This window comes from Castellaniella sp., assembly GCF_034675905.1.
GTDB lineage: Bacteria > Pseudomonadota > Gammaproteobacteria > Burkholderiales > Burkholderiaceae_B > Castellaniella.
The window spans coordinates 140,420-161,132 of record NZ_JAUCCV010000001.1; the positions used below are offsets into that span (position 1 = coordinate 140,420).

Annotated in this window: 17 protein-coding genes and 1 tRNA gene; 2 read left to right on the forward strand and 16 right to left on the reverse strand. The window is 58.4% G+C overall.

All coding sequences use genetic code 11. The features are described from left to right. Positions 1-14: 14 nt before the first annotated feature. The 10 genes from VDP79_RS00705 to VDP79_RS00750 form a co-directional block, all read right to left on the reverse strand. Positions 15-266, reverse strand: a complete 252-nt coding sequence (locus tag VDP79_RS00705; protein WP_323016313.1) for an acyl carrier protein — start codon at positions 264-266, stop codon at positions 15-17. Further along, the gene (locus tag VDP79_RS00710; RefSeq protein WP_323016314.1) at positions 263-2,170 is read right to left on the reverse strand and encodes an HAD-IIIC family phosphatase; all 1,908 of its coding nucleotides are present in this window, start codon (positions 2,168-2,170) and stop codon (positions 263-265) included. The genes VDP79_RS00705 and VDP79_RS00710 overlap by 4 nt, the downstream gene beginning before the upstream one ends. 33 nt (positions 2,171-2,203) lie before the next feature. Next, on the reverse strand, positions 2,204-3,313 hold the full coding sequence (locus VDP79_RS00715; RefSeq protein WP_323016315.1) for an alginate O-acetyltransferase AlgX-related protein: 1,110 nt from the start codon (positions 3,311-3,313) through the stop codon (positions 2,204-2,206). 6 nt (positions 3,314-3,319) lie between these two features. Beyond that, positions 3,320-4,288, reverse strand: a complete 969-nt coding sequence (locus VDP79_RS00720; RefSeq protein ID WP_323016316.1) for an alginate O-acetyltransferase AlgX-related protein — start codon at positions 4,286-4,288, stop codon at positions 3,320-3,322. Between the two features lie 42 nt (positions 4,289-4,330). After that, complete coding sequence (locus VDP79_RS00725) at positions 4,331-5,038, reverse strand: alginate O-acetyltransferase AlgF (RefSeq protein ID WP_323016317.1); 708 nt, start codon at positions 5,036-5,038, stop codon at positions 4,331-4,333. Positions 5,039-5,045: 7 nt separating this feature from the next. Then, positions 5,046-7,271, reverse strand: a complete 2,226-nt coding sequence (locus VDP79_RS00730) for a bacteriophage N4 adsorption protein A (protein WP_323016318.1) — start codon at positions 7,269-7,271, stop codon at positions 5,046-5,048. After that, the gene (locus VDP79_RS00735; RefSeq protein WP_323016319.1) at positions 7,268-8,926 is read right to left on the reverse strand and encodes a glycosyl transferase family protein; all 1,659 of its coding nucleotides are present in this window, start codon (positions 8,924-8,926) and stop codon (positions 7,268-7,270) included. Before VDP79_RS00735 ends, VDP79_RS00730 begins: the two co-directional genes overlap by 4 nt. Positions 8,927-8,948: 22 nt before the next feature. Further along, positions 8,949-11,177 (reverse strand): hypothetical protein, encoded by a 2,229-nt coding sequence (locus VDP79_RS00740; RefSeq protein ID WP_323016320.1) that lies wholly within the window; start codon positions 11,175-11,177, stop codon positions 8,949-8,951. 38 nt (positions 11,178-11,215) lie between these two features. Continuing rightward, the gene (gene wecB, locus VDP79_RS00745; protein WP_323016321.1) at positions 11,216-12,364 is read right to left on the reverse strand and encodes a non-hydrolyzing UDP-N-acetylglucosamine 2-epimerase; all 1,149 of its coding nucleotides are present in this window, start codon (positions 12,362-12,364) and stop codon (positions 11,216-11,218) included. Between the two features lie 231 nt (positions 12,365-12,595). Beyond that, positions 12,596-13,492 carry a phosphorylase gene (locus tag VDP79_RS00750; protein ID WP_323016322.1) on the reverse strand — a complete coding sequence of 299 codons (897 nt, stop codon included), beginning with the start codon at positions 13,490-13,492 and terminating at the stop codon, positions 12,596-12,598. Between the two features lie 155 nt (positions 13,493-13,647). Here VDP79_RS00750 and VDP79_RS00755 point away from each other — a divergent pair, with 155 nt between their 5' ends. Further along, entirely contained in the window at positions 13,648-14,175 is a 528-nt protein-coding gene (locus tag VDP79_RS00755) for a hypothetical protein (RefSeq protein ID WP_323016323.1), read from the forward strand. Positions 14,176-14,227: 52 nt separating this feature from the next. Here the strand turns inward: VDP79_RS00755 and VDP79_RS00760 are convergent. From VDP79_RS00760 to cysS, 6 genes are all read right to left on the reverse strand, one after another. Continuing rightward, positions 14,228-14,320: transfer RNA gene (locus VDP79_RS00760), tRNA-Ser, on the reverse strand. Between the two features lie 103 nt (positions 14,321-14,423). Further along, positions 14,424-15,689, reverse strand: a complete 1,266-nt coding sequence (locus VDP79_RS00765) for an aspartate kinase (protein WP_416233023.1) — start codon at positions 15,687-15,689, stop codon at positions 14,424-14,426. Positions 15,690-15,748: 59 nt separating this feature from the next. Beyond that, a complete protein-coding gene (tilS, locus tag VDP79_RS00770; protein WP_323016324.1) occupies positions 15,749-16,825 on the reverse strand; it encodes a tRNA lysidine(34) synthetase TilS in 1,077 nt (358 codons plus the stop codon). Beyond that, the gene (locus tag VDP79_RS00775; protein ID WP_323016325.1) at positions 16,800-17,762 is read right to left on the reverse strand and encodes an acetyl-CoA carboxylase carboxyltransferase subunit alpha; all 963 of its coding nucleotides are present in this window, start codon (positions 17,760-17,762) and stop codon (positions 16,800-16,802) included. Before VDP79_RS00775 ends, tilS begins: the two co-directional genes overlap by 26 nt. A gap of 27 nt (positions 17,763-17,789) precedes the next feature. Further along, positions 17,790-18,437 carry a DNA-3-methyladenine glycosylase 2 family protein gene (locus VDP79_RS00780; RefSeq protein WP_323016344.1) on the reverse strand — a complete coding sequence of 216 codons (648 nt, stop codon included), beginning with the start codon at positions 18,435-18,437 and terminating at the stop codon, positions 17,790-17,792. An 8-nt stretch (positions 18,438-18,445) separates the two neighbouring features. Next, complete coding sequence (cysS, locus tag VDP79_RS00785; protein WP_323016326.1) at positions 18,446-19,888, reverse strand: cysteine--tRNA ligase; 1,443 nt, start codon at positions 19,886-19,888, stop codon at positions 18,446-18,448. A gap of 131 nt (positions 19,889-20,019) precedes the next feature. On the opposite strand from cysS, the gene VDP79_RS00790 reads away from it, so the two are divergent. Then, positions 20,020-20,691, forward strand: coding sequence for a tetratricopeptide repeat protein (locus VDP79_RS00790; RefSeq protein ID WP_323016327.1), 672 nt, complete (start codon positions 20,020-20,022; stop codon positions 20,689-20,691). The last annotated feature ends 22 nt before the right edge of the window (positions 20,692-20,713 follow it).

A 20,713-nucleotide genomic window follows, 5' to 3' on the forward strand; every position in this document is an offset into this window, starting at 1 on the left:
CCCTGGCGATACCCTTAGCCTTTAGCCAGCAATTGCTTCTGAATCAGCGCCATCAGCTCTCCGACATTCCGCAGACTCTCCACCTCTGATGTGCGGAAACGCACGCCAAAACGCATCTCTGAGGCAACGATCAGATTGACATTGGCCAATGAATCCCATGCATCATAGTCTGCAGCACTAGAGTTTTCGGTGATCACGATCTCTTCATCATCCAACACATCACGAAAAATTTCATTCAATGCTGCGAGAATCTCTTCATTATTCATACCGACTCCTTAATGGTCATGGGCACTTGGCCATAGTTAAATGCGTTCAAAGCAAGGCTCCACTGGGTAGTCCCATCGGTGGCCTCGGATAGACGCTCAAATCCAAGTTCTTGGTAGTGATCTGATACCATACCGTTCTTTGCAGTAGGCAGGTATTCGCCTATTAGATGCTCAACACCAGCGTTTTTCGCCAAACCGACCAAAACCTGAAGCGTCGCCTGCTCCACCTGACGGCCCAACACCCGACAGCTCATCAGCCAGGTATCAATGCGCAATGCCGCTGACAGCTGAGGATGGGAGTGATCTGCAAGCGCCATCACCACTGCAATAATCCCGTTATCACCAAAGCGGTCAGTCAGACGCAAGCTGATGAAAACCCCCTGATCAGCCTGCATCATCAAACTCACATCCTCTTCCGTATAGCGGCGGGTCGTCAGATTGAATTGATTGGACTTATTGATCAATTGAACAATTCTTGGAAGGTTCGTATCGTTGAACCGGCTCCATTCCAGCACCATGCCCAGACTATTCAGATAAGCGCCCAGATCGGTCTGCTCTTCTAGCAATGCCGCACGCTGCAGGTTTGCTTGATATTGCACTGATCGCTGCAGATCTTCTGACGTTAACGACACACTTTCAAAATAACCAGATCGAGCCAACGTATGCACATAAAACGACGGATCATCAGGAAGCTCAGGAACCCGAACCATTGGCAGTTCCTGTCGGATCAGATTCCTCTCAAACGGATTGTCATCGGTAAAAACCAGAGAATCAATACCGATATTCAGTGTCTTGGCGATATATCGCAGATTGCTGGCCTTATCCTGCCAATTAGCCACAAAACAGGCGATATCCTCTAACTTCAACAACATATCGGGATGAGAGGAAAACGGTTGCTTGGCATTTTTCACGTCATTCTTGGAACAAACCGCCAAGATGACGCCTCGACGGGAAAGTGCACGAACATACCGCTGAAACGCCAGAAATGCCTCGCCCTCGGCAGAACCCTGACCCAGAACAATGCCAGCCAGGCCATCGTCCCCGATCACGCCCCCCCACAAGGTGTTATCCAGATCCAACACCAGGCATTTAGCGCTACCACCGCGCCGGGCACGGATCAAACGGGCCACCTGCTCGCCATAATACGGACCAGCGGCAGGGCTGATGTATTGCTTTGCCCGATGCCATAGACGCACATCATGCCAAGCATCCAGACCATCGCAGGCAGACAGCATATCCAGTGAAAGTACATCCACACCCCGCTCATGCGCGGTTTTCCGGATCAAACTGTTCAACCGGTGAGTCAACCACAGGCCGGAATTTCCCATCAGATGTTCGTTATGACCCATCAATGGCGCCTGAGCAGGCAGCAGAGTCTGCTGAATAACCTGCGCACCGAATCGCTCATGGGCTCGCGTCCAGAGCATCACCAAGGTCTTCAAGGCTTCCTGCAGACGACCTTCAGCTGCCTCCACGGACAGGCTGGAAATGTCGTCCCCCAACAGGTGAAAATGATCCAATGCGCAAACGATCACATCGGGTTGGAACCGATTCAAATCCGATTTTTCATCCAGCATTTCCTGGATATATTGCCCATAATCAGGGACATAAAACCGTGGCCAAAACCCCTGACGGATCGCTCCGACCCGCAACCCTGGAACCAGATGTTCAAGGGTAGAGCTACCCAACAGAGCAATCTTTGTGGCTGGCTGGACATAACCCTCAGGAACCCGCTCAGCTAATACTGCAGACAGCCTCTTGTCAAATCGCGCAATCTGAACAAAATCAAGATCCTCGTCAGCCAAGCGAACTAACTCGGGCCAAGCCGGGGCGGCGCCTTTAAACGCAGCATTTAATCTCAGTCCCCAATCATTCGATTTAGGCAACCAATCAAATTTCAACATTATCGACTCGATTTATCGTACAAGGTCCAAGAATCACAAAGCATCCAGTGCCGCTTTCTCTTCTTCGGTCAAAGGAGTATATAGCGACATCTCTGACATCTCCCAAATAACCAGCTCCAGACTCTCTGGCCAACTGTCTCTATCCCGCAAAGTTGCCGACAACGTATCCGCAAACTTTCCGCCATCACGGCTTACATTCCAGACCGGCTGTTTTAAATCATGACTCAGTTGTTCCGCAAAATTGCTACGCCGTGAGTTAGAACTGCCAGCCAAGAGAATCTTCAACGGGGGATCGTCTGCCAGCAGGCCGCCGGAAGAGGCCAAGGCAAAAATTTCCGGGGTATACACATCAGGCACGGGACGCCAACCTTCAGGGGCGTCAGCCAAGCCTGCCAGCGAAAGCAGATCGCCTATTCTCTGCTCTGGCCTTGACGCTCTGGATATTTCGTAATCCGTCTCACCAGAATCTCCGACCAGAGATTTGACGTAGGCCGCTACCGCCTGTGCAGCCTGAGCAGCGCCCTGCTGCGTCATATGCACATCCGTTCTGTAATAGGGATCCGACACAGTTGCCAATGACTCAAGCAAGGAAACATAGGGTATGCCCTGCGCCTCTACTGCCCGATGCCAACGGGGCAGAATATTCTGTGTCCCGACTGATCGATGCAGTCCACACAAGCGGTCATTCAGAACCCTGGATTTATCCGGCACCGTAACCACCAAAAGGCGCACCCTAGTGGATTCCAAACGCGCCGCCAGCGATTTCATCAGCCGGACACGCTGCTCCAGCACAGACTCCGGATTCGCCAACGGAGACTTCAACCCATCAGTGTAGAAAAGCCAGCCTGGACATCCTTGCTGGACTTGCGATCCCAAATGCCCCAGGACCCGGTAACGCCACGCAGCATCCAGCGTTTGGAACTGCCCATAACCCGGCAACACCAGCTTGTCATCAAGCTGTTTCTCTGCTGTTCCGTCAAGCCAGGCGCCGATACCGCCTTTTGCCAGATTGTCGGAAAAAACCTGATACATGCCATATGCGAAAGCAAGCACAATCAAGATCAAAAAGCATAGGGAAGAAAGCCTGTGGCCGGAATGCTTGATCGGCCAGTCTTTATCCACGGTATCCACTGCGGCAGACATGTCGAATTATTTAACTAAAGCATTTTTAATACGGTCACGCCATGTAGCTGCGGACATCAGAGAGCTCGCATCCCATTGCCCCGCAGCATCTGGCCCATATAGCATCTGTGTTTCATTTAACTGCCATAGGATCACTTGTGGCTGGGACTGCTTGAAGTCCGGTGATTCAAGGTATTCGAGGAACACCGACCACGGGCCAAAGTTCCCATATTTCCAGGTCAGTCCCACCGGACGATCCAGATCAGCGGACAGCGCCTGAGTAAACCCAAGGTAAGGCTGAACAAAACTATTTCCGACGACATGAACCGGCGCTTCTTGGGTATCCAGCAGCCCCTTGGACTGATCGCCGCCCGTACGCACCACGTATATCTGGGGCCCCACTTTCTTGCGTTGATCGGCGGTCATCAACTGTGCAAAATCAGAGAAACGACGCTCTTTGGTCCATGCCCCAAGCTTCTGCCCAGAACCAGCCACACCTTCCAGCTTCCATTTGCTCTGGATGATTTTCGCGGTTTCGGCAGCAACCGCCTCAGCGCTCCACGCGGTCCAATGCGAGTCTTTCTGCAGAAAGGCGGTTTGCTCTCCCTGCTGGACCTGCTTCAGCATCGGCGTGAGGTTCGGCGCAACCAGTCCCGCTTGCCCCATCGCATCGATCATCCGCGTATAGCGATCTTGGACGCTTGGGGCCATCTTCACCCCGGCAGGCAGCTTGTCCTCATAAAATCGGGCCTTCATCGGCGCGACCAACACCACAAAACCGATCCCCTTGGCCTGCAGTGCATCAGAGGCGGCTTTCATCAAATCAACGGATTGACCGATCTGGGCCTGGCCCGCCTCTGTCATATTGTCATGACCATAGAATAGCCATCCGTCCTGGCCCGTAATAACAGCCTGGGCATAGACCGTAGGAACCTGCAAAAATCCCGCCAAGAGGGCCAACTGAAAAAAACACTTGCTGAACCGACGAACAATCATCGTATCCATCCTGTTAGTAGTAGATGTTGAGTTGGGTTCCGCTTAGCGAACTATCGGCATCAATTTATTCAGCGCCCCTGTCAGAACCGGGGATGTCGGGTTACCGAGCAAGAACAAGCTAAAGTGGTCCCCGCCTTTTAACTCGGGCAGATCAAAAACAGGGGAGTGACTCTCAGCACAACCACCAATCAACCCGGCCTTGATCGGGTTGATTGCCCTTGCTTTCCTACCCCCAAACACCACATCGCTAAAAACCTGCTGCCCGCCGTTTAAAGCAATACTAGCGGCGGAACACGCAGGTACAAGGTTGTACACCGCAAGCTCCGCCTTCAGGCCGTCAGCCGCTACCGCTTTATCTTCGACAGGCTGGATATACAGGCCCGCGCTACCGTTCAGCAAAAGCAAGGAAACAAACCCGGCGCCTGAGGCCAGCGGATCAGCCGAAACAGTCTTGCCATTGATCTGCACCGTATAAGGCGCAGTCCCATCGATCGAATAATATCCAGACGCCAAGGTGTCGCCGCTAGCCGTTAGCTCGACGGCCTTGTACTCTGCGAGCGCTGCATTGAGATTATTGCCTGTCGCATTGATGACTCGCGCATACACCGACCCGGCAGGCGGCAAGGCATATAGCTGGGCCATATCATCCACCGGCGCGGCAGGGGACGCTGCAGGCAGCACCAGCGCTATGCACGCAGCGGCCAGGCGCACACCCATCCCGTCGATAAAACAAGCAATCAATTTCTTCATGGTTACCTCAGTATGCAAAATAGAGTCCCGCAAATATTCCTTCTGATCTATCCCCGCCCAATACCTTGAACCGGTACTGCACCGTGAAATCCACAAATGACTGCGGAGCATGATATTTATCTTCTCTGAACCATTTCCTGATCAGGACGCCAGGCCCGGCCCCCACCGTCGTCTGATCCGCCAATAAATCGTCATAGCCAGCATTCACAGCCAGAAACGGGATCACCATAAGGTTCTTGGAGGCGCTATCCACCCGATAGGCCCGCCCATACCTGGCTTCTGCCACCCCTATCGTTTGCGGCTGTTCAATGAAATAATCACCTTCCGCATAGATGGACCAATAGGGCCAGTTTGTCTTATCCGCTCGCAAACTCCCGCCTTCACCAGCAGACCATGCCGCGCGAAGCAAGGTATCAGATCGACTATGCTCACTCACCGGAATCAGGCGCTCGACGGCAAATACGAAATTCTGCCGCTTGAAAGGCTTCCAGCGTGCGCCCACCGCACCCTGGGTCGTGGACCATCCGGTCGCACCGCCCGTGCCGTCGTAGAGCGCCTGATTCAACCGCGCATATACCTCAAACGTGCTGCCATCACGGTTGCCGATTACTGGCGGCCGCCAATATATTTCCTCTGATGATTGCAGCGTCTTGCGGTCACTCAGCGAAGGAGCGAAAGCCGGGTTCATGACACCCACGGTGCCGTACCCCAAAGCCAGGTTGGCGCCCCAAGTACGATCAAGATCCGACACCGCCTGCCTGACATTGAGTTTTTGCTGTGGCTCCAACTCGATATCACCTGCCTCTTCAGCATCAACGGCTTTCATGAACCAATACTTGGCTTGATCGGCCTCCGAAATCCGCAGGGCGCCATAAGCTGCGCCCAGCATATCGCTTGGCGGAACCTGATCTGTAGCAATGGATCGGTAAATGCTTTGCGCCTGGGACTGATCACCGGCCAGGCTTAGCGCATTGCTCTCCAGCAAGCGATAGGCGATATTGTCCGGCTCTGCCAGGGACGCCTCGTGCGCAGCTTGCGCAGCTTCCTGATAGCGCTGCTGGGCTAACGCGGCATATGCACGTGAGGCCGCCGCATAGCCCGGCCCTCCACCCGCCGAGAGGAAGCCCACGGGTAACAGCCCGCAGAGAATGTCATCACCACTGGTGGTGCAAAATACACCCGGTACCTGCCCTGCCTGTTTGCTCGACACCGAGCGACTGCGCAAGGTATCGGCAGCGATCTTCTTGACCGTCGCGGTCTCTTGCTCGGAAAGCCAATCAGCGGCGGTTGCCTTGTTCAGCGCCGCCCCAGCCTCGGCGTCACGTCCCAACCGCATCAGCGCAAAGCCCTGTAACGACAGTGACATGGCATTCTCGTTATCCTGCTCCAGAGCTTGATTCGCCACGGCCAGGGCCTCAGGAAACTGCCCTGCTTTCAACAGAGAACCTGCCAGCAGATAGTAGTAGCTTTGGATATCGGGTGCTTCTCGAACCGCTTCCCGCGCCTTCTGCGCCGCCAGCGAGTAGTTGCCATCCTGATATGCGCGCCACGCCTGCCGCGCTGGCTCTGGCGCAAGCAGCCGGTGCATCCGGTCCCTCAATGCCAACAGAGCCTGGTCTTCAGGCGCCAGTTGCACGGCAATATCCGCCGCCGAGGCTGCCTCACGTACCTTATGCTGGCGCTCCAACGCATAGACCAACAACCCCTGCATGCCGGGATCCCGAGGCTGCAAGCGAAGCGATTGTCGTGCCTTGCTTTCGGCTACTTCATATTGCCCCGCCTCATAAGCTTTATATGCAGCAACCCCCGCCCTATAGGCTAGCGAAGCCATGGTACCAACCGTTTTTTGTCCCGCTGGCGTCTTGCGCGGACTCAGTGCGGCACTCAGGTTTTTCTTAGCGTCCAGCAAACCAGGCGTGCGGTACCCTCTGGATAAAGCATCATCCGCCACCTCCGAGGCCTTTTGAATCTGGCCCATATTCTGCAAGGCGTACACCCGAAGCAGCCAAATCTGTGCATTGCTCGGCTGCAGGCGGATTGACTGCTGCGCCAGCTCAGCTGCAAGCGGAAAATCCCTCCGGTCATACGCTTTAAAGGCCTGATCCGCCAGAACCCATGCTCCACCCGGCTGTAACGGCTGCTCTACGACAGCGGGCGCAGCTTGCGCCGATACATCGGCTCCCACCAGCATCAACCACGTCATTGATGCCAATACATACGCGATCGATTTCATGCTGTCACCGCCGCCTCTTGAAACCTTACAGCCTCGTGCAAGGTATCAGGATCAAGCCAGCCTTTTTCGGTTAGGATCTCGCCTAATCGACGGCCTTCTTCAGCTTGAATCGTCAACGCATGAGCAAGCTTCTTGCTGTCGATAGCCTGCCAGGAGACCAACAAATCGCCCAACAACTGACGCTGGGCGACCAACTGGTCAGTGGATGGAAAGTCATGCATGGTCTTATCCCAGGCCAGGCGCTTGCCTGTGATCAAATGCACGATATACAGCCGCCACGCACGAGCAGCCGCCATCGCATTGACGAAATTGCCGACGATCAGTCGCGGCACCGACAGCAAAGCATGCTCCCAACCATAAATAGCATTGACGAAATAGCAGCGCTGAGCAATGCGCAGCAACAACACTGCGGCATTGGCTACCATCAACGGCACCAGCCAGCCATGCGCCGAAAATATGGATGGGTAGTAGACCGTCCAGATATCAAAGAAAAGCAATAGATAAAAAATGATGAAATGGGCGAACAACACATAGGCGAGCATGGTCACGAACGAGGTAAACAACGCCTTGCGATCCCGGTACAGCAAATACTTGACCAATAAACTGCCTTTCCAACCCACTTGCTCCCAACCCTGAAATCCGATTCCCAGCAACCAGCGCGCCTTTTGGCGGTAGGCAGTGCGAAACGTATTAGGGAAATATTCCCGCACGCCTAAGGGCATAGACAGCGCCTTGACTCTATCCTGGCTGGGCCGAAAGATGGAACTGCGCCGTACGACATAATCCACTGGGAACAAAGCAAAAATCTGCTTCATATCCATACGGCCCAAGCGCGCGCCGATGTCATAATCTTCGGTCAAAGTATCCGAATTGAATGGCTGGTTATTGGTCTGCACCGCCAACTCAGCCATTGCTCGGTGCGAAAAACAAGTGCCCACTCCGGCCGACGGGACCTCGCTCACCATGCTTTCCCGTACTACCAGATCCTTGGCATGAGACTCCGCAAATTCATCCATGTAGGTGCCGGCGACCATCTCATACCAATTGCGCTCCAAAGAGGTGACCGGCAATTGAATGAAATCCATTCGCGGCAGCAGATAGTTGTAGAACTTGAGTTCCAACGGATGCAGCACGTCCTCGCTGTCATGCAGAATAATGCCGGCATAGGCGTTGCCAGTCTTTTTCTCATCAGCGAATATGGCTTGGACTACCCAATTCAGGCAATCCGCCTTACAGGTCGGCCCATCATGGGGGACCTCCACTCGCGAGAGGTGACGATACCGCACCCGCATCCGCTCAACCTCGCGGATGGTTTTAGAGTCGTTGCGATATGTCCCAACAAAAATACGATATTCCTTGTATTCCAAGGTAGATACCATGTTCTCCAACATGGCCGCAATCACGTCATATTCCTGCCAAGCCGGCACCATAATGGCCAGCGGCTGCTCCGGGCGGCTGCGCACCTGCTCAGCCGTCAGCGGAGCGTATTTCCGCTTGACGGTGAAATAGCGATAAACCCGGCGCAGCCAATACCAGGCGTCGATAAATAAATCATCCAGCCCCGACAACAGTATGGCGATCCCGACAATCGCAGTGGCAATTTCAATACCACGATAATAATCGGCAACAAAGTAGGGCCAATAAAGCGATGCCATGGTTAGCCTATGTCTTCCTGCATTATTCCGAACGACGCTTGCGACTAGCCCTGCGCGCCATCAGCATGGTCAACAGAATCAGGAACAGAACGAACGCACCAACCGGAATTCCCCATGACAGATAATTACGCCACTCGAAGAACGGGCTGCCTTCCGCACCAGGAGGCAAACTCGCCGACGGGTTTTCACTGTCGATCCACACCACAGGCCCCGTATCGCCGATGACGACCAAATCACCACGATTCAGGACAAAAGGACGCTTGAACGCATGGGTCTGAGCGCCCAGCGCATGCCAGAGAATCCCGATGTGATCACCACCCTTGGCCACCTCAGCAGCGCTCAAGTTTTCCAAACCAACAACATCCAGCCAAGAGGTTTGTTTACCGTTGATCTGCAGATGATCCTGATCGACCACGATGCGTGGTTTTGTACCAGTGATCGGAACCTCCATCGACAAGAACGGACGTTCCGGCGTCACGGACTTACCCTCCTCGGCCAAAACCAGGCGCGTCCCCCAAGGAGACAATGCGCTGGCGCTACCCAGGCGCACCACCTGCTCCAAGGAGTCAGCAGCATGCTGCAAATACGAGGCGGGAATGATCAGATCAGCGGCGCCAGCCATCTTGGGCAGCACCCCCAGGAACGAGGCAGCATCCGTACCTACACCTAGATTGACGTAGCTGCTGGGCAGCACAGAGACCGGATATCCCTGTGGCACTTCATTGCAATCCACAGACAGAGGTTGACGCTGAAAGGACACACGCACCGAGTTTGTTACTCCCAGCGCATAGCCAGGCACCCGTGCCACTAGGCGTTCGGGATGACCATCGGCTCGCAGACGTTCTGCCGCCAACAAAATGCCATTCCAGAATACGGACGCAACTGGTCGCGTACTCGATGCCCCTGGCGCGGCTGACACATCAATCAAGAGTTGCTCCGGCACACGGCCATCGACCACCACAGCGCCTAACGGAAAATTAGCGAACCAGTCTCCCTTGGACAGCACATCCAAGCTAACCGCATCCCCCCCGAGATAATCAAGAGCAATCGCAGTCCTGTCCTGCTCGATAGGTGGAAGCGCCTGAATGGTATTCAGACTGGCTGTTTTCAGCATCCCCTTCCAAGCGGCATCAAACAAGCTGGCGGCCTGAACCCCCGCGTTGGACTTGACGGCGACAAAAGGGTGGGCGCCCAACAAGGCAACGGCAATATTAGCGTCCTGGCGCTGGACAAACGGTAGCTGGACCCGGTTCTTTAACCAGTTCTGGTACTGCGCCAAGGCATCCGGATCCGCCTGCAACTGCGCTTTCAGGGCAGCTGCCATGGTGTGGACTCTCTCTGCAAAGGCCGCATCCGTCAGGACCACATCCCCGACAACCGTCCGAGCATCCAGTACCAACAAAGCAGCCAACTGCGCTTCATCCCGCACCGTCAGGGATTTGACCCCACGCAACGCATCAAACGCAGGAATACCGGACAAGCCAACCGGCACCACCAGCTCAGGGCCCAGCGCTATCGTTGACCCGACCATAGGGAATTCCTGCACCGTCACACGACGGCCGCTACGCTCCAGGGCCACTCCCAATCGCCACGCGCTATCAAACGCCTCAGCGTCCAGAGACCGGCCTGGAACCGTCAACACAACCTCATGCGGCAGGCTGCCCCAGGCGGATTCCAATGAGGGCGGGTTACCGAGATCGTAACGGTAACGCAACGTGGTGTCTGGATCGACAGTCAGCGCATTGGTTCTGGACTGATCAATCTCACAAACACGCAAATCCGTATTGAAGCTCCAATCCACCGCTAACCGGACAAACCCGGTTTCATGCCGTCCGCCAGCGACCGGCAGCACATCATCCAATTGGCCGGCGCCATCAAGAATTCTATGCCCACGCACAGGCCGATCATTCACCAGCATGGCCAAGCCGCCAAAACGAGCCGTGCCTTTCAGGTAGCTGCCATGAAACTGAATTTGCGCATCAGACAAGGCAACACCGCGCGGAACCGGAAAGAAAAATTCCTGTCGCGCATTGTTGCTGCTCAGCGTCACAGGATCTGCCAAGCCAGCATCCCTAAGGGTGAGAGACCGGTAGACCCAGGTATTTTGTCCAATGGATCCCAGCGCATCACCGGCCGGGCTGGCCTGAGCTCCGCCTGGCGTCAAGCCCGCAAAAACCGCCATGACACCAGCCAGCAGATAGTTCTGCCACCCGGCTGTGGCACGTGAAAAGACATGCATGATTTCATCCATTGCAAAATAGTTGAATTTTGAGCATCCAGCGAAGCTGGCTAAGCCCGCTGTTGATCGGGCAAAAACTCTCTGACCGGCTCGCCAAGCAATGCGGACACGATGCGGACACTTGCTTTTCCATCGCCGTAAGGATTGATACGGCGACAAAAAACGGCGTGATGTTCAGCGTCATCCAACAGGTGGCTGACTTCGTAGCAAATACGGTCGGGATCAGTCCCCACTAGCACCACCGTACCGGCCTGCACCGCTTCCGGGCGTTCCGTGACTTCCCGCATGACCAGCACGGGTTTCCCCAGGTAGGGAGCTTCTTCCTGAACTCCACCGGAGTCAGTCAAAATGATATCGGCCCGTTGCATAAACCAGACGAAATCCAGGTAAGCCAACGGATCGATCAGACGCACGGAAGACAAGCCACTCAACCGGGACATGACGATCTCACGCACCTTAGGGTTGAGATGTACAGGGTAGACAATTTGCACATCGTCGCGTTTAGCCAAAGTAGCCAAAGCGGCGCAAACATTATCGAACCCGCTGCCGAAATTTTCCCGACGATGGCCCGTCACCAGAATCAAACGTTTCTGAGGCTCCAGCCAGGGATATTTATTCTCCAGCACCAAGCTATGCTGCGAGCCCGGAGCCAGGATATCGCACGTCCAGGCCAGCGCATCGATCACTGTATTGCCTGTCACATAGACTCGACCAGAGAGGCTCTCTCTGGCAAGATTGGCAGCGGATTGAGCCGTGGGGGCGAACAGCCACTGGCTCATGCTGTCGATGACGCGCCGATTCATTTCTTCCGGGAAAGGCTGGCTCAGATCGCCGGTCCGCAAACCAGCCTCGACGTGCCCAACCGGGATGCGGCGATGGAAACTGGCTATCGAGGCCGCGCACGCCGTAGTCGTATCGCCATGAACCAACACCAAATCTGGAGACTCAGCCGCCAACACTGCATCTAGCCGATGCACCGCCCGTCCGAATAGTCCATTCAGAGTCTGATCAGGCACCATGACATCCAGGTCATGATCTACCCGCAGATCAAACAGAGCAGTCACCTGATCAAGCATCTGCCTGTGCTGACCTGTGACGCACACTAGACTATGAACAGTAGGGGTAAGTTCCAGTTGGCGCACCAACGGCGCCATCTTAATGGCTTCGGGACGCGTCCCGAATATAGAAAGAACCTTCATGGAAGGGGTTCAGCCTTTTGAATCAGGCCAGCTAGCCTGAGCGCAGGTCGGAGCTACCGGCTTCTGGCCGGTATTCTTGAAGCATAAACCTACGTCTTGAGGGCGTTTCTATATGAAACGCATTACAAATGATGTTGCATTATACAAATCGGCAGTGCCTGTGACTAGTCTTAACAACTATCAAAAATCGTCAATTCAGGTTAGCAAATATTTCACAGCCTTCCTTCCCGGTCAATAAGCCACGCTCGCCAGCGCCTGCAATGGCCCGGCAGCACGGATAGCATCGATCTGAGCCGGGTCGCGCACATAGATGGTGCCGCCGAAAGACAAAGCATTCAGGGACACGCCTTGAAAATGTTCCTGGCTGCGCGGCAGCACCAGCATCCAACCATCGCCCACCAGCATATTGCACGGCGGCAACAAACCGGCGGCGTCCGCCCGCAAGTCCAGTGCAACGCACGCCTGGCTGAACGCCGTCAGCATGCTGGCGGCGCTGGCCTGGATATCCACCCCCTGCCCGGCATCCACCCGCACGAAACAATGCGTCAGCGGCAGCACCGGATGGCGGGCGAGATTCCCCACGGGAAAATCACTCGGCATACCCGCCCCCAACGCCCGCAACGAGGCGTTCTGGTCCGACGCAGGAATCCACTGCACATGTTTGTGCCGCTGGCTGGCGCCGGCCGCAGCGCCGCCGTTATAGAACCCCAGGCCGCCTTGCGCCGACAGCACGGTGGCCAGCGCCTGAAAATCGATGGCTTCCAATGGTGAACATTGTTCTGCGAATTCACGCCGCGCCAGGACCAGATGGTGCAGGCAGACGGGAAACTTATTCAGAATGGCGACGTGGTGATCGCCTACCGGGCCCACCAGCAGGGCCGGATCAGGACTCAGGAAGGGATTGAAATCGGGATCGCGCGGCCCGCCGGGCAGGGTCGTCGCGGCAGCACCCTGGGACGCCGGCTTGCCTGCCGCATCCTTGGCAGCCAATGCGGCTACCCAGCGCACGATAAAGGGCAGGCCCTGATCCTGCAGCACCACCTGTTCCGCCTGGATGGGTTGCAGATCGCCCGAGGCGATGGCCGCATCGGTGCGCATACGCACGGTCTGCATGAAGGTCGATTCCACGATGATCTCCTGGTCCAAGGACAGGAGAATCCCCCGCCCCAAGCTGCCCGCCCCGGCCCTCTGCCGACGGACTCCGGCTGATTGTAGGGTATTCGCGTCCGGCGCTTTCGGGATATGCTGATCGTTATGCCCTCCACCCTCTGCAAGAGACCAACATGCTGCATCGCTCCCTGCCCCGAACCTTCTTGATCGGTCTGATGGCCGGCGCCAGCCTGACGCTGGCCGGTTGCGCCAGCATCGGCAGTACGCCGCCGGGTACGCCCCTGGCGCAGGTGACGGCGCAGTTCGGCGCCCCGACCCTGCAATGTATCGACCGGCAGGGACAGGCGCGCGCCGTCTGGTCACAGCAGCCGTTCGGGCAATATGCCTGGGGCGCGACAGTGGATGATCAGGGCCGGGTCGGGCCGATCCAGCCGGTTCTGACCGACGAGCATTTCCAGGTGCTGAAACAAGGCGTCTGGACGGCGGATCAGGTGCGCTGCGAGTTCGGTCCGCCGGCCATCGTCGATTCAGCCGGTCTGCCCAGCGTGCGCCAGATCGTCTGGAGCTACCGCTACAAGCAGGACCACGTCTGGAATTCGCTGATGTATGTGTTCATGGGCCCCGATGGCGGCCAGGTGACGAAATTCCACCCAGGGCCGGACCCGATGTACGACCATGGCGACATGATGCCCTGGTTCTGAAGGCAGCCCAAAAGAAAAAGCCCTGCAGAACAGGGCTTTGACTCTTGCGGATTGGCGGAGACGGAGGGATTCGAACCCTCGATGCGGGTATAAGCCGCATGCTCCCTTAGCAGGGGAGTACCTTCAACCACTCGGCCACGTCTCCCGCAAGACCGGCATTCTAGCATAGGAATTCAGGCTGGCCGAAAAACCCGGATTCCGCATCCTTGCCGCCTGCGCCTGGCGCCGACGGCAAGTTGTGCCATGAATCAGGCTTCGGCCTTGGCCGGTTCCTGATCCAGTTCAAAGGCCTTGTGCAAGGCGCGCACGGCCAGTTCCATATATTTGTCGTTGATCAGCACGGAAGTCTTGATTTCCGAGGTGCTGATCATCTGGATATTGATGCCTTCTTCGGCCAGGGTGCGGAACATCAGGCTGGCTACGCCCACGTGGCTGCGCATGCCGATGCCCACGATGGAGACCTTGGCGACCTTGTCGTCTGACACCACATCGCCCGCGCCGACGGCCGGGCCGATCTGGTTGGACAGCAGATCCAGGGTGCGCGCAAAGTCATTGCGGTTGACCGTGAAAGAAAAGTCGGTCATGCCCTGCTGCGAGATATTTTGCAGGATCATGTCGACGTCGATATTGGCGGCCGCCACCGGCCCCAGGATCGAATAAGCGACGCCCGGGGTATCGGGGACGTTGCGCAGGGTGACTTTGGCTTCGTCGCGGCTGAAGGCGATGCCGGAGACAACGGCGGATTCCATTTTGTGATCTTCCTCGAAAGTAATGAGCGTGCCCGAATGCATTTCCACGTCGACCGGGATCAAGGGATCGGTCAGGGACGACAGCACGCGCAGGGGCACCTGGTATTTGCCGGCGAATTCCACGGAACGGATCTGCAGGACTTTCGATCCCAGAGACGCCATTTCCAGCATTTCCTCGAAGGAAATGACATTCATGCGGCGGGCTTCCGGCACCACGCGCGGATCGGTGGTGTAGACGCCGTCGACATCCGTGAAGATCAGACATTCGTCGGCCTTCATGGCGGCGGCCACCGCCACGGCGGACGTATCGGAACCGCCTCGGCCCAGCGTGGTGATCTGGCCGTCGTCATCGACGCCCTGGAAGCCGGTGATGATGACCACCCGGCCGGAATCCAGATCGGCCCGCACGCGGGTATCGTCGATCGACTGGATGCGGGCCTTGGTGTAGGAACTGTCGGTGCGCACAGGCACCTGCCAACCGGCGTAGCTGCGGGCCGCGACCCCCTGGCGCATCAGGGCGATGGCCAGCAAGGCGCTGCTGGCCTGTTCGCCGGTCGCAGCCAGCATGTCCAGTTCGCGCAGGTCAGGCTGGGGGGAAATTTCTTTCGCCAGTCCCAGCAGACGGTTGGTTTCCCCCGACATGGCCGACGGCACGACAACGACCTGATGGCCTGCGGCATGCCATTTGGCTACGCGCCGGGCGACGTTCTGAATGCGATCAACGGAACCCATGGAGGTGCCGCCGTATTTCTGGACGATGAGCATGATGGATAGACAGTGAAACGCTGCAGGAAACAAACCCGGCAGGCAGGAAAACAAGCTGATTATTCTAACTGGGTTTTGCGGATGTTTTCGTCAGATAGCCCTGATACCAGCCGAACACGGCCTTTTTGCACCACGATCCAGTGTTTTTCGTGGCGCAGGCGCACCTGGCGGTCATGTCCCAGGGCATGGACTTCGCGCAATTGCCGCAGCCAATCATCCAGGCGGGCTTCGGTCGGCATCAGCAGGCCTTGATCCTGCAACCAGAAGCGCAGCACCGGCGCCTGCCGCACCGCCGGCAGAGCGCGCCAGGCGGCCAAAGAGAAACTGGCGTCCGCGTCTTGCGGGTCCAGTCCCCGCCAATCCTGATGGGCGGCATCCTGCGCCCACTGCGCCAGGTCTTGCGCCTGGCGGGCGTGCCGGCCGAGCGTCCGCCGCCAGGCGGGCCAATACGCATCCAGCACAGGGGCCAGATCCTGGCGCAGCGCGGCGCGCTTGTAGCGGGCATCCTGGTTGCTGGGGTCCTGTACCGCATGCCAGCCGCTCAGCGCCGCAAACTGTTCTGCCGCCTGCAGGATGCGGTCTCTTGCTTGATCCAGCCAGGGCCGGCGGTAAGTTACCCCCTGGCGTTGCATGACAGGCAGCATGGCGGTCAGCCCCAGCGGCCCGGCGCCGCGCAGCAGCCGCAGCAAGACGGTCTCAGCCTGATCGTCCTGGTGATGGGCCAGCAGCATGCACGCCACCCCGGCATGAGCCGCCAGATCTGCCAAGGCGGCGTAGCGTGCCGCCCGGGCAGCGGCTTCCATGCCGTCTCCCTGGATGACGACCTGGACGCGGCGGCTATGGCAAGACGCCCCCAGCAAGCCGGATAAACGATGCGCGTGCTGCAGCCAGTCGTCTGCCGCCTGCTGCAGGCCGTGATGAATATGGAAACAATGCAGGGGCCGGCCATCCGCCGCTGCCGCAGCATGCAAGGCCAGCATGGCGGAATCCGCCCCGCCGCTAAGCGCCACGCCGATGGCGGCATCGGCCGGCAGACCGGCCAGCGCCCCGCGCACGGCGGCTAGCAGATCATCGTCGCAGGCTGCCCGCCACCGGGTCACGGCAGGATGATCAGCGCGCTTCCTGGAAGCGCCCATAGGCGGTGATGCGTTCCAGGCGGCGGCGCAGCAGTTCGTCGGTATCCAGGCCGGACAATTCGCGCAGGGCATCAGCCAGCGCACGATGCAGCTGGCGCGCCATGGTATCCGGATCGCGGTGGGCGCCGCCCACCGGTTCGTTGACCACGCGGTCGATCAGGCCCAGGTCTTTCAGGCGCGGCGCCGTGATGGCCAGGGCTTCGGCGGCAGTGGCGGCCTTGTCGGCGCTGCGCCACAGGATGGACGCGCAGCCCTCGGGGGAAATCACCGCATAGGTGGCGTATTGCAGCATCATGACAGTATCGCCCACGGCAATGGCCAGGGCGCCGCCCGAACCGCCTTCGCCGATGATGGTGACGATGATGGGGACTTTCAGCCCCGCCATGGCAAACAGATTGTGGCCGATGGCTTCGGACTGGCCGCGTTCTTCGGCCCCCACGCCGGGGTATGCGCCCGGCGTATCGACAAAGGTAAAGACCGGCAGGCGGAATTTTTCGGCCAGGCGCATCAGGCGCAGGGCCTTGCGGTAGCCCTCGGGCAACGGCATGCCGAAATTGCGCATAGCGCGTTCTTTGGTGTCGCGGCCTTTCTGGTGACCGATCACCATGCAGGGCGTGCCATTGAACCGCGCCAGCCCCCCCACGATGGACTGGTCATCGGCGTACATGCGGTCGCCGTGCAGCTCGTGGAAATCGGTGAACAGGGCCTGCACGTAATCCATCGTGTAGGGCCGCTGCGGATGGCGGGCCACCAGGGCGGTCTGCCAGGGGGTCAGCTTGGCATAGATGTTCTTGGCCAAAGACTGGCTTTTCTGCTGCAGGCGCCCGACTTCTTCGGAGATATCCACCGCAGAATCCGTCTGCACATAGCGCAGTTCTTCGATTTTCTGCTCTAGTTCGGCCAGGGGCTGTTCGAATTCAAGAAAGGTATTTCGCATGAGAACGGGATTTCCAGAATGGAAAAATCAATATTCGACGGCAGCGGCATCCATGCTGCGCCACAAGTACCAGCTGGCGACGGTGCGCCATGGCGCCCAGGCCTGCGCGACTTCGCGAGCCTCGAAGCGCGACACGGGTTCGCCGCTGAAGTAATGATGGGAAATGGCCTTTAACAAGGCCGTATCATCCAGCGGCAGCACGTCGGGGCGCCCCAGGAAGAAAATCAGGAACATCTCGGCCGACCAGCGTCCTACCCCGCGGATTTCGCACAGCTGCGTCACGACGGCGGCATCGTCCTGCCCCTGCCACCAGGCCGGGTCCAGACGATCACCCTGCTTGAAATACTGGGCGGCATCACGCACGTACTGCGCCTTGCGCAAAGACAGGCCCATGGCGCGCAGATCGGTTTCAGAATGCGCCATGATGCAGTCCGGCCGCAAGTCCTGGCCGCAGGCCTGCGCCAGCTGCTGCCACAGCTTGCGCCCCAGCGCCAGGGACACCTGCTGGCCCACGATGATGCGGATCAGGGTCTGATACGGGCCATGTTGCGCCTGGATGCATTCCTGCCGGTAGACCGGAATCAATTTGCGCAGGATGCGGTCGCGCTGCATCAGGTCCTGGCAGGCTTGCGTCCAGTAGGCGGGGCGCTGCGTCTGGGATTCGGGATAGGACATGTCCATGGTTATACCCGCCGCCATTGCGTTGCACCGCCCGCGGCATCGGCCAATTCCACGCCCTGCGCACGCAAATCGGCACGGATCTGGTCGGCCAGGGCAAAGTCACGCGACGTCTTGGCCTGGGCGCGTTGAGCGATCAGGGCTTCGACGGCCTGCGCCGACAACTGCGCCGACGAGGCGCCCCCCGGCAGAAACCGGGTGGACGACTGCAGATAGGTTTGCGGATCGGCCTGCAACAGCCCCAACACGCCGCCCAGGGCCAACAGCAGACCGCTGGCCTGCGCATCGGCATCCCGATTGGCCTGATTGGCCAGATCGAACAGTACGGCGACAGCGCCGGCTGTGTTGAAATCGTCGTCCATCGCCGCCTGAAAGGCCTGGGCCTGGGGCGACTGCCAGTCGATCGCGACGGATGCCGGCGGCACATTGGCCAGCGCCTGATACAGGCGGTCCAGCGCATGCTGGGCATCCTGCAGGTTGTCGGGCGTGTAGTTCTGCACGCTGCGATAGTGGCTGCGCGCCAGAAAGAAACGCAGCATTTCGGATTCGCGGGGATTGGCCGTGTAGTCGGCGGCATCATCGGACAGCGTGTCGGCGACCGTATCGCGGATGCGGCGGAAATTGCCCAGGGACTTGGACATCTTGTCGGCATCGACCATCATCGGCCCGCAGTGCATCCAGGTCGTCGCCAGCGTGCCGCCAAACGCGCCCTCGCTTTGGGCGATCTCGTTTTCGTGATGGGGGAATTTCAGGTCCGGCCCGCCGCCGTGGATATCCAGCGGCATGCCCAGCAGGCTGTGGCTCATGGCCGAGCATTCGATATGCCAGCCCGGACGCCCCGGCCCATAGGGGGAATCCCAGCGGGTATCGGCGGGCTCGTCAGGCTTGGCTGACTTCCACAGCACGAAATCCAACGGGTCCTGCTTGCCGGCGGACACGGCGATCCGTTCGCCCGCCCGCAGATCGTCCAGCGACTTGCCGGACAATTTGCCGTAACCGGGGAATTTGCGCACGGAGAAATTGACGTCGCCATCGCCCCCCTGATATGCCAGGCCTTTGGCCTGCAGCACGCCGATGATGTCGAGCATGCCCGCCACGTGTTCGGTCGCGCGGGGCTCGTCGTCCGGCGATTGGACGCCCAGCGCGCGTTCGTCGGCGTGCATGGCATCGATGAAGAACCCGGTCAGGGTGCTGATCGGCACCCCGCGCTCGACGGCGCGGCGGATGATCTTGTCGTCGATGTCGGTGATGTTGCGCACGTAGCGCACCTGATAGCCCGAAGCCCGCAGCCAGCGCTGCACGATGTCAAAGCCGACCAGCATGCGCGCATGGCCCAGGTGGCAGAAATCGTAGACCGTCATGCCGCAGACGTACATCCGCACCACCCCGGATTCCGCTGTCTTGAACGGGGTTTTCTGGCGCGAAAGGGTGTTATAAATGTGCAGCATGTCGGTCGGATAAGGTCAAGCCATCCCGACGCGCCAGGCCGGCTGGCTGCGCGATGGGATGTAAAATGGACTGCCAAGTATACCGTCCCCCGGACTCATCTCTGAAACCCCCTCATTAGGCGCTGCGTGTCGTGATCCGTGTTTTTCTGATTCTCTTTGCTGTGTACGCCGGCCTGGCTGCAGGGCCGGCCCAGGGCGCATCCCCTGATACTAACGCGTCCGCGACCACGATCCAAGACCTGACGTTCGACCCGAGCACCGGGGAATTCACCCCTGCCGAAACGCCCGATGGCGGCTGGCAGGCCTTTGCCGACCTGCTGCAGAAAATCACCCCGTCGGTCAATACCGGGATTCCCCTGACGCCATCGCAGATCACGGACCGCATCGCCGCCCTGACCGACAGCGGCCACGCCCAGGACGCGCTGGACCTGATCCAGAAACGCGAATCCGCCCGCGCAGCCGCCGACCCGATCGGCACGGACGTCCAGCTGGACTATCAAAAAGCCCGCGCTCTGGCCGCCCTGGGGCAGCACGACCAGGCCCAGGCCCTGTGGCAGTCCATGACCGAAAACTATCCTGAACTGCCCGAACCCTGGAACGCCCTGGCCATCGAATATGCCCGCCAGGGCCAGCTGGAGCTGGCCCGCAATGCGCTGAACATGGCCCTGGCATCCGACCCGTCGTTTGCTCCTGCCCTGGAAAACCTGGGCCACGTGCAGATGGCGCTGGCCCAGGCATCCTTTGCCAAGGCGCGGGCAGCACAAGCCAAGCCAGCCGCATCGCCCACGCCGGCATCCCGCTGATTCTTTTCTTTCCACATATCCC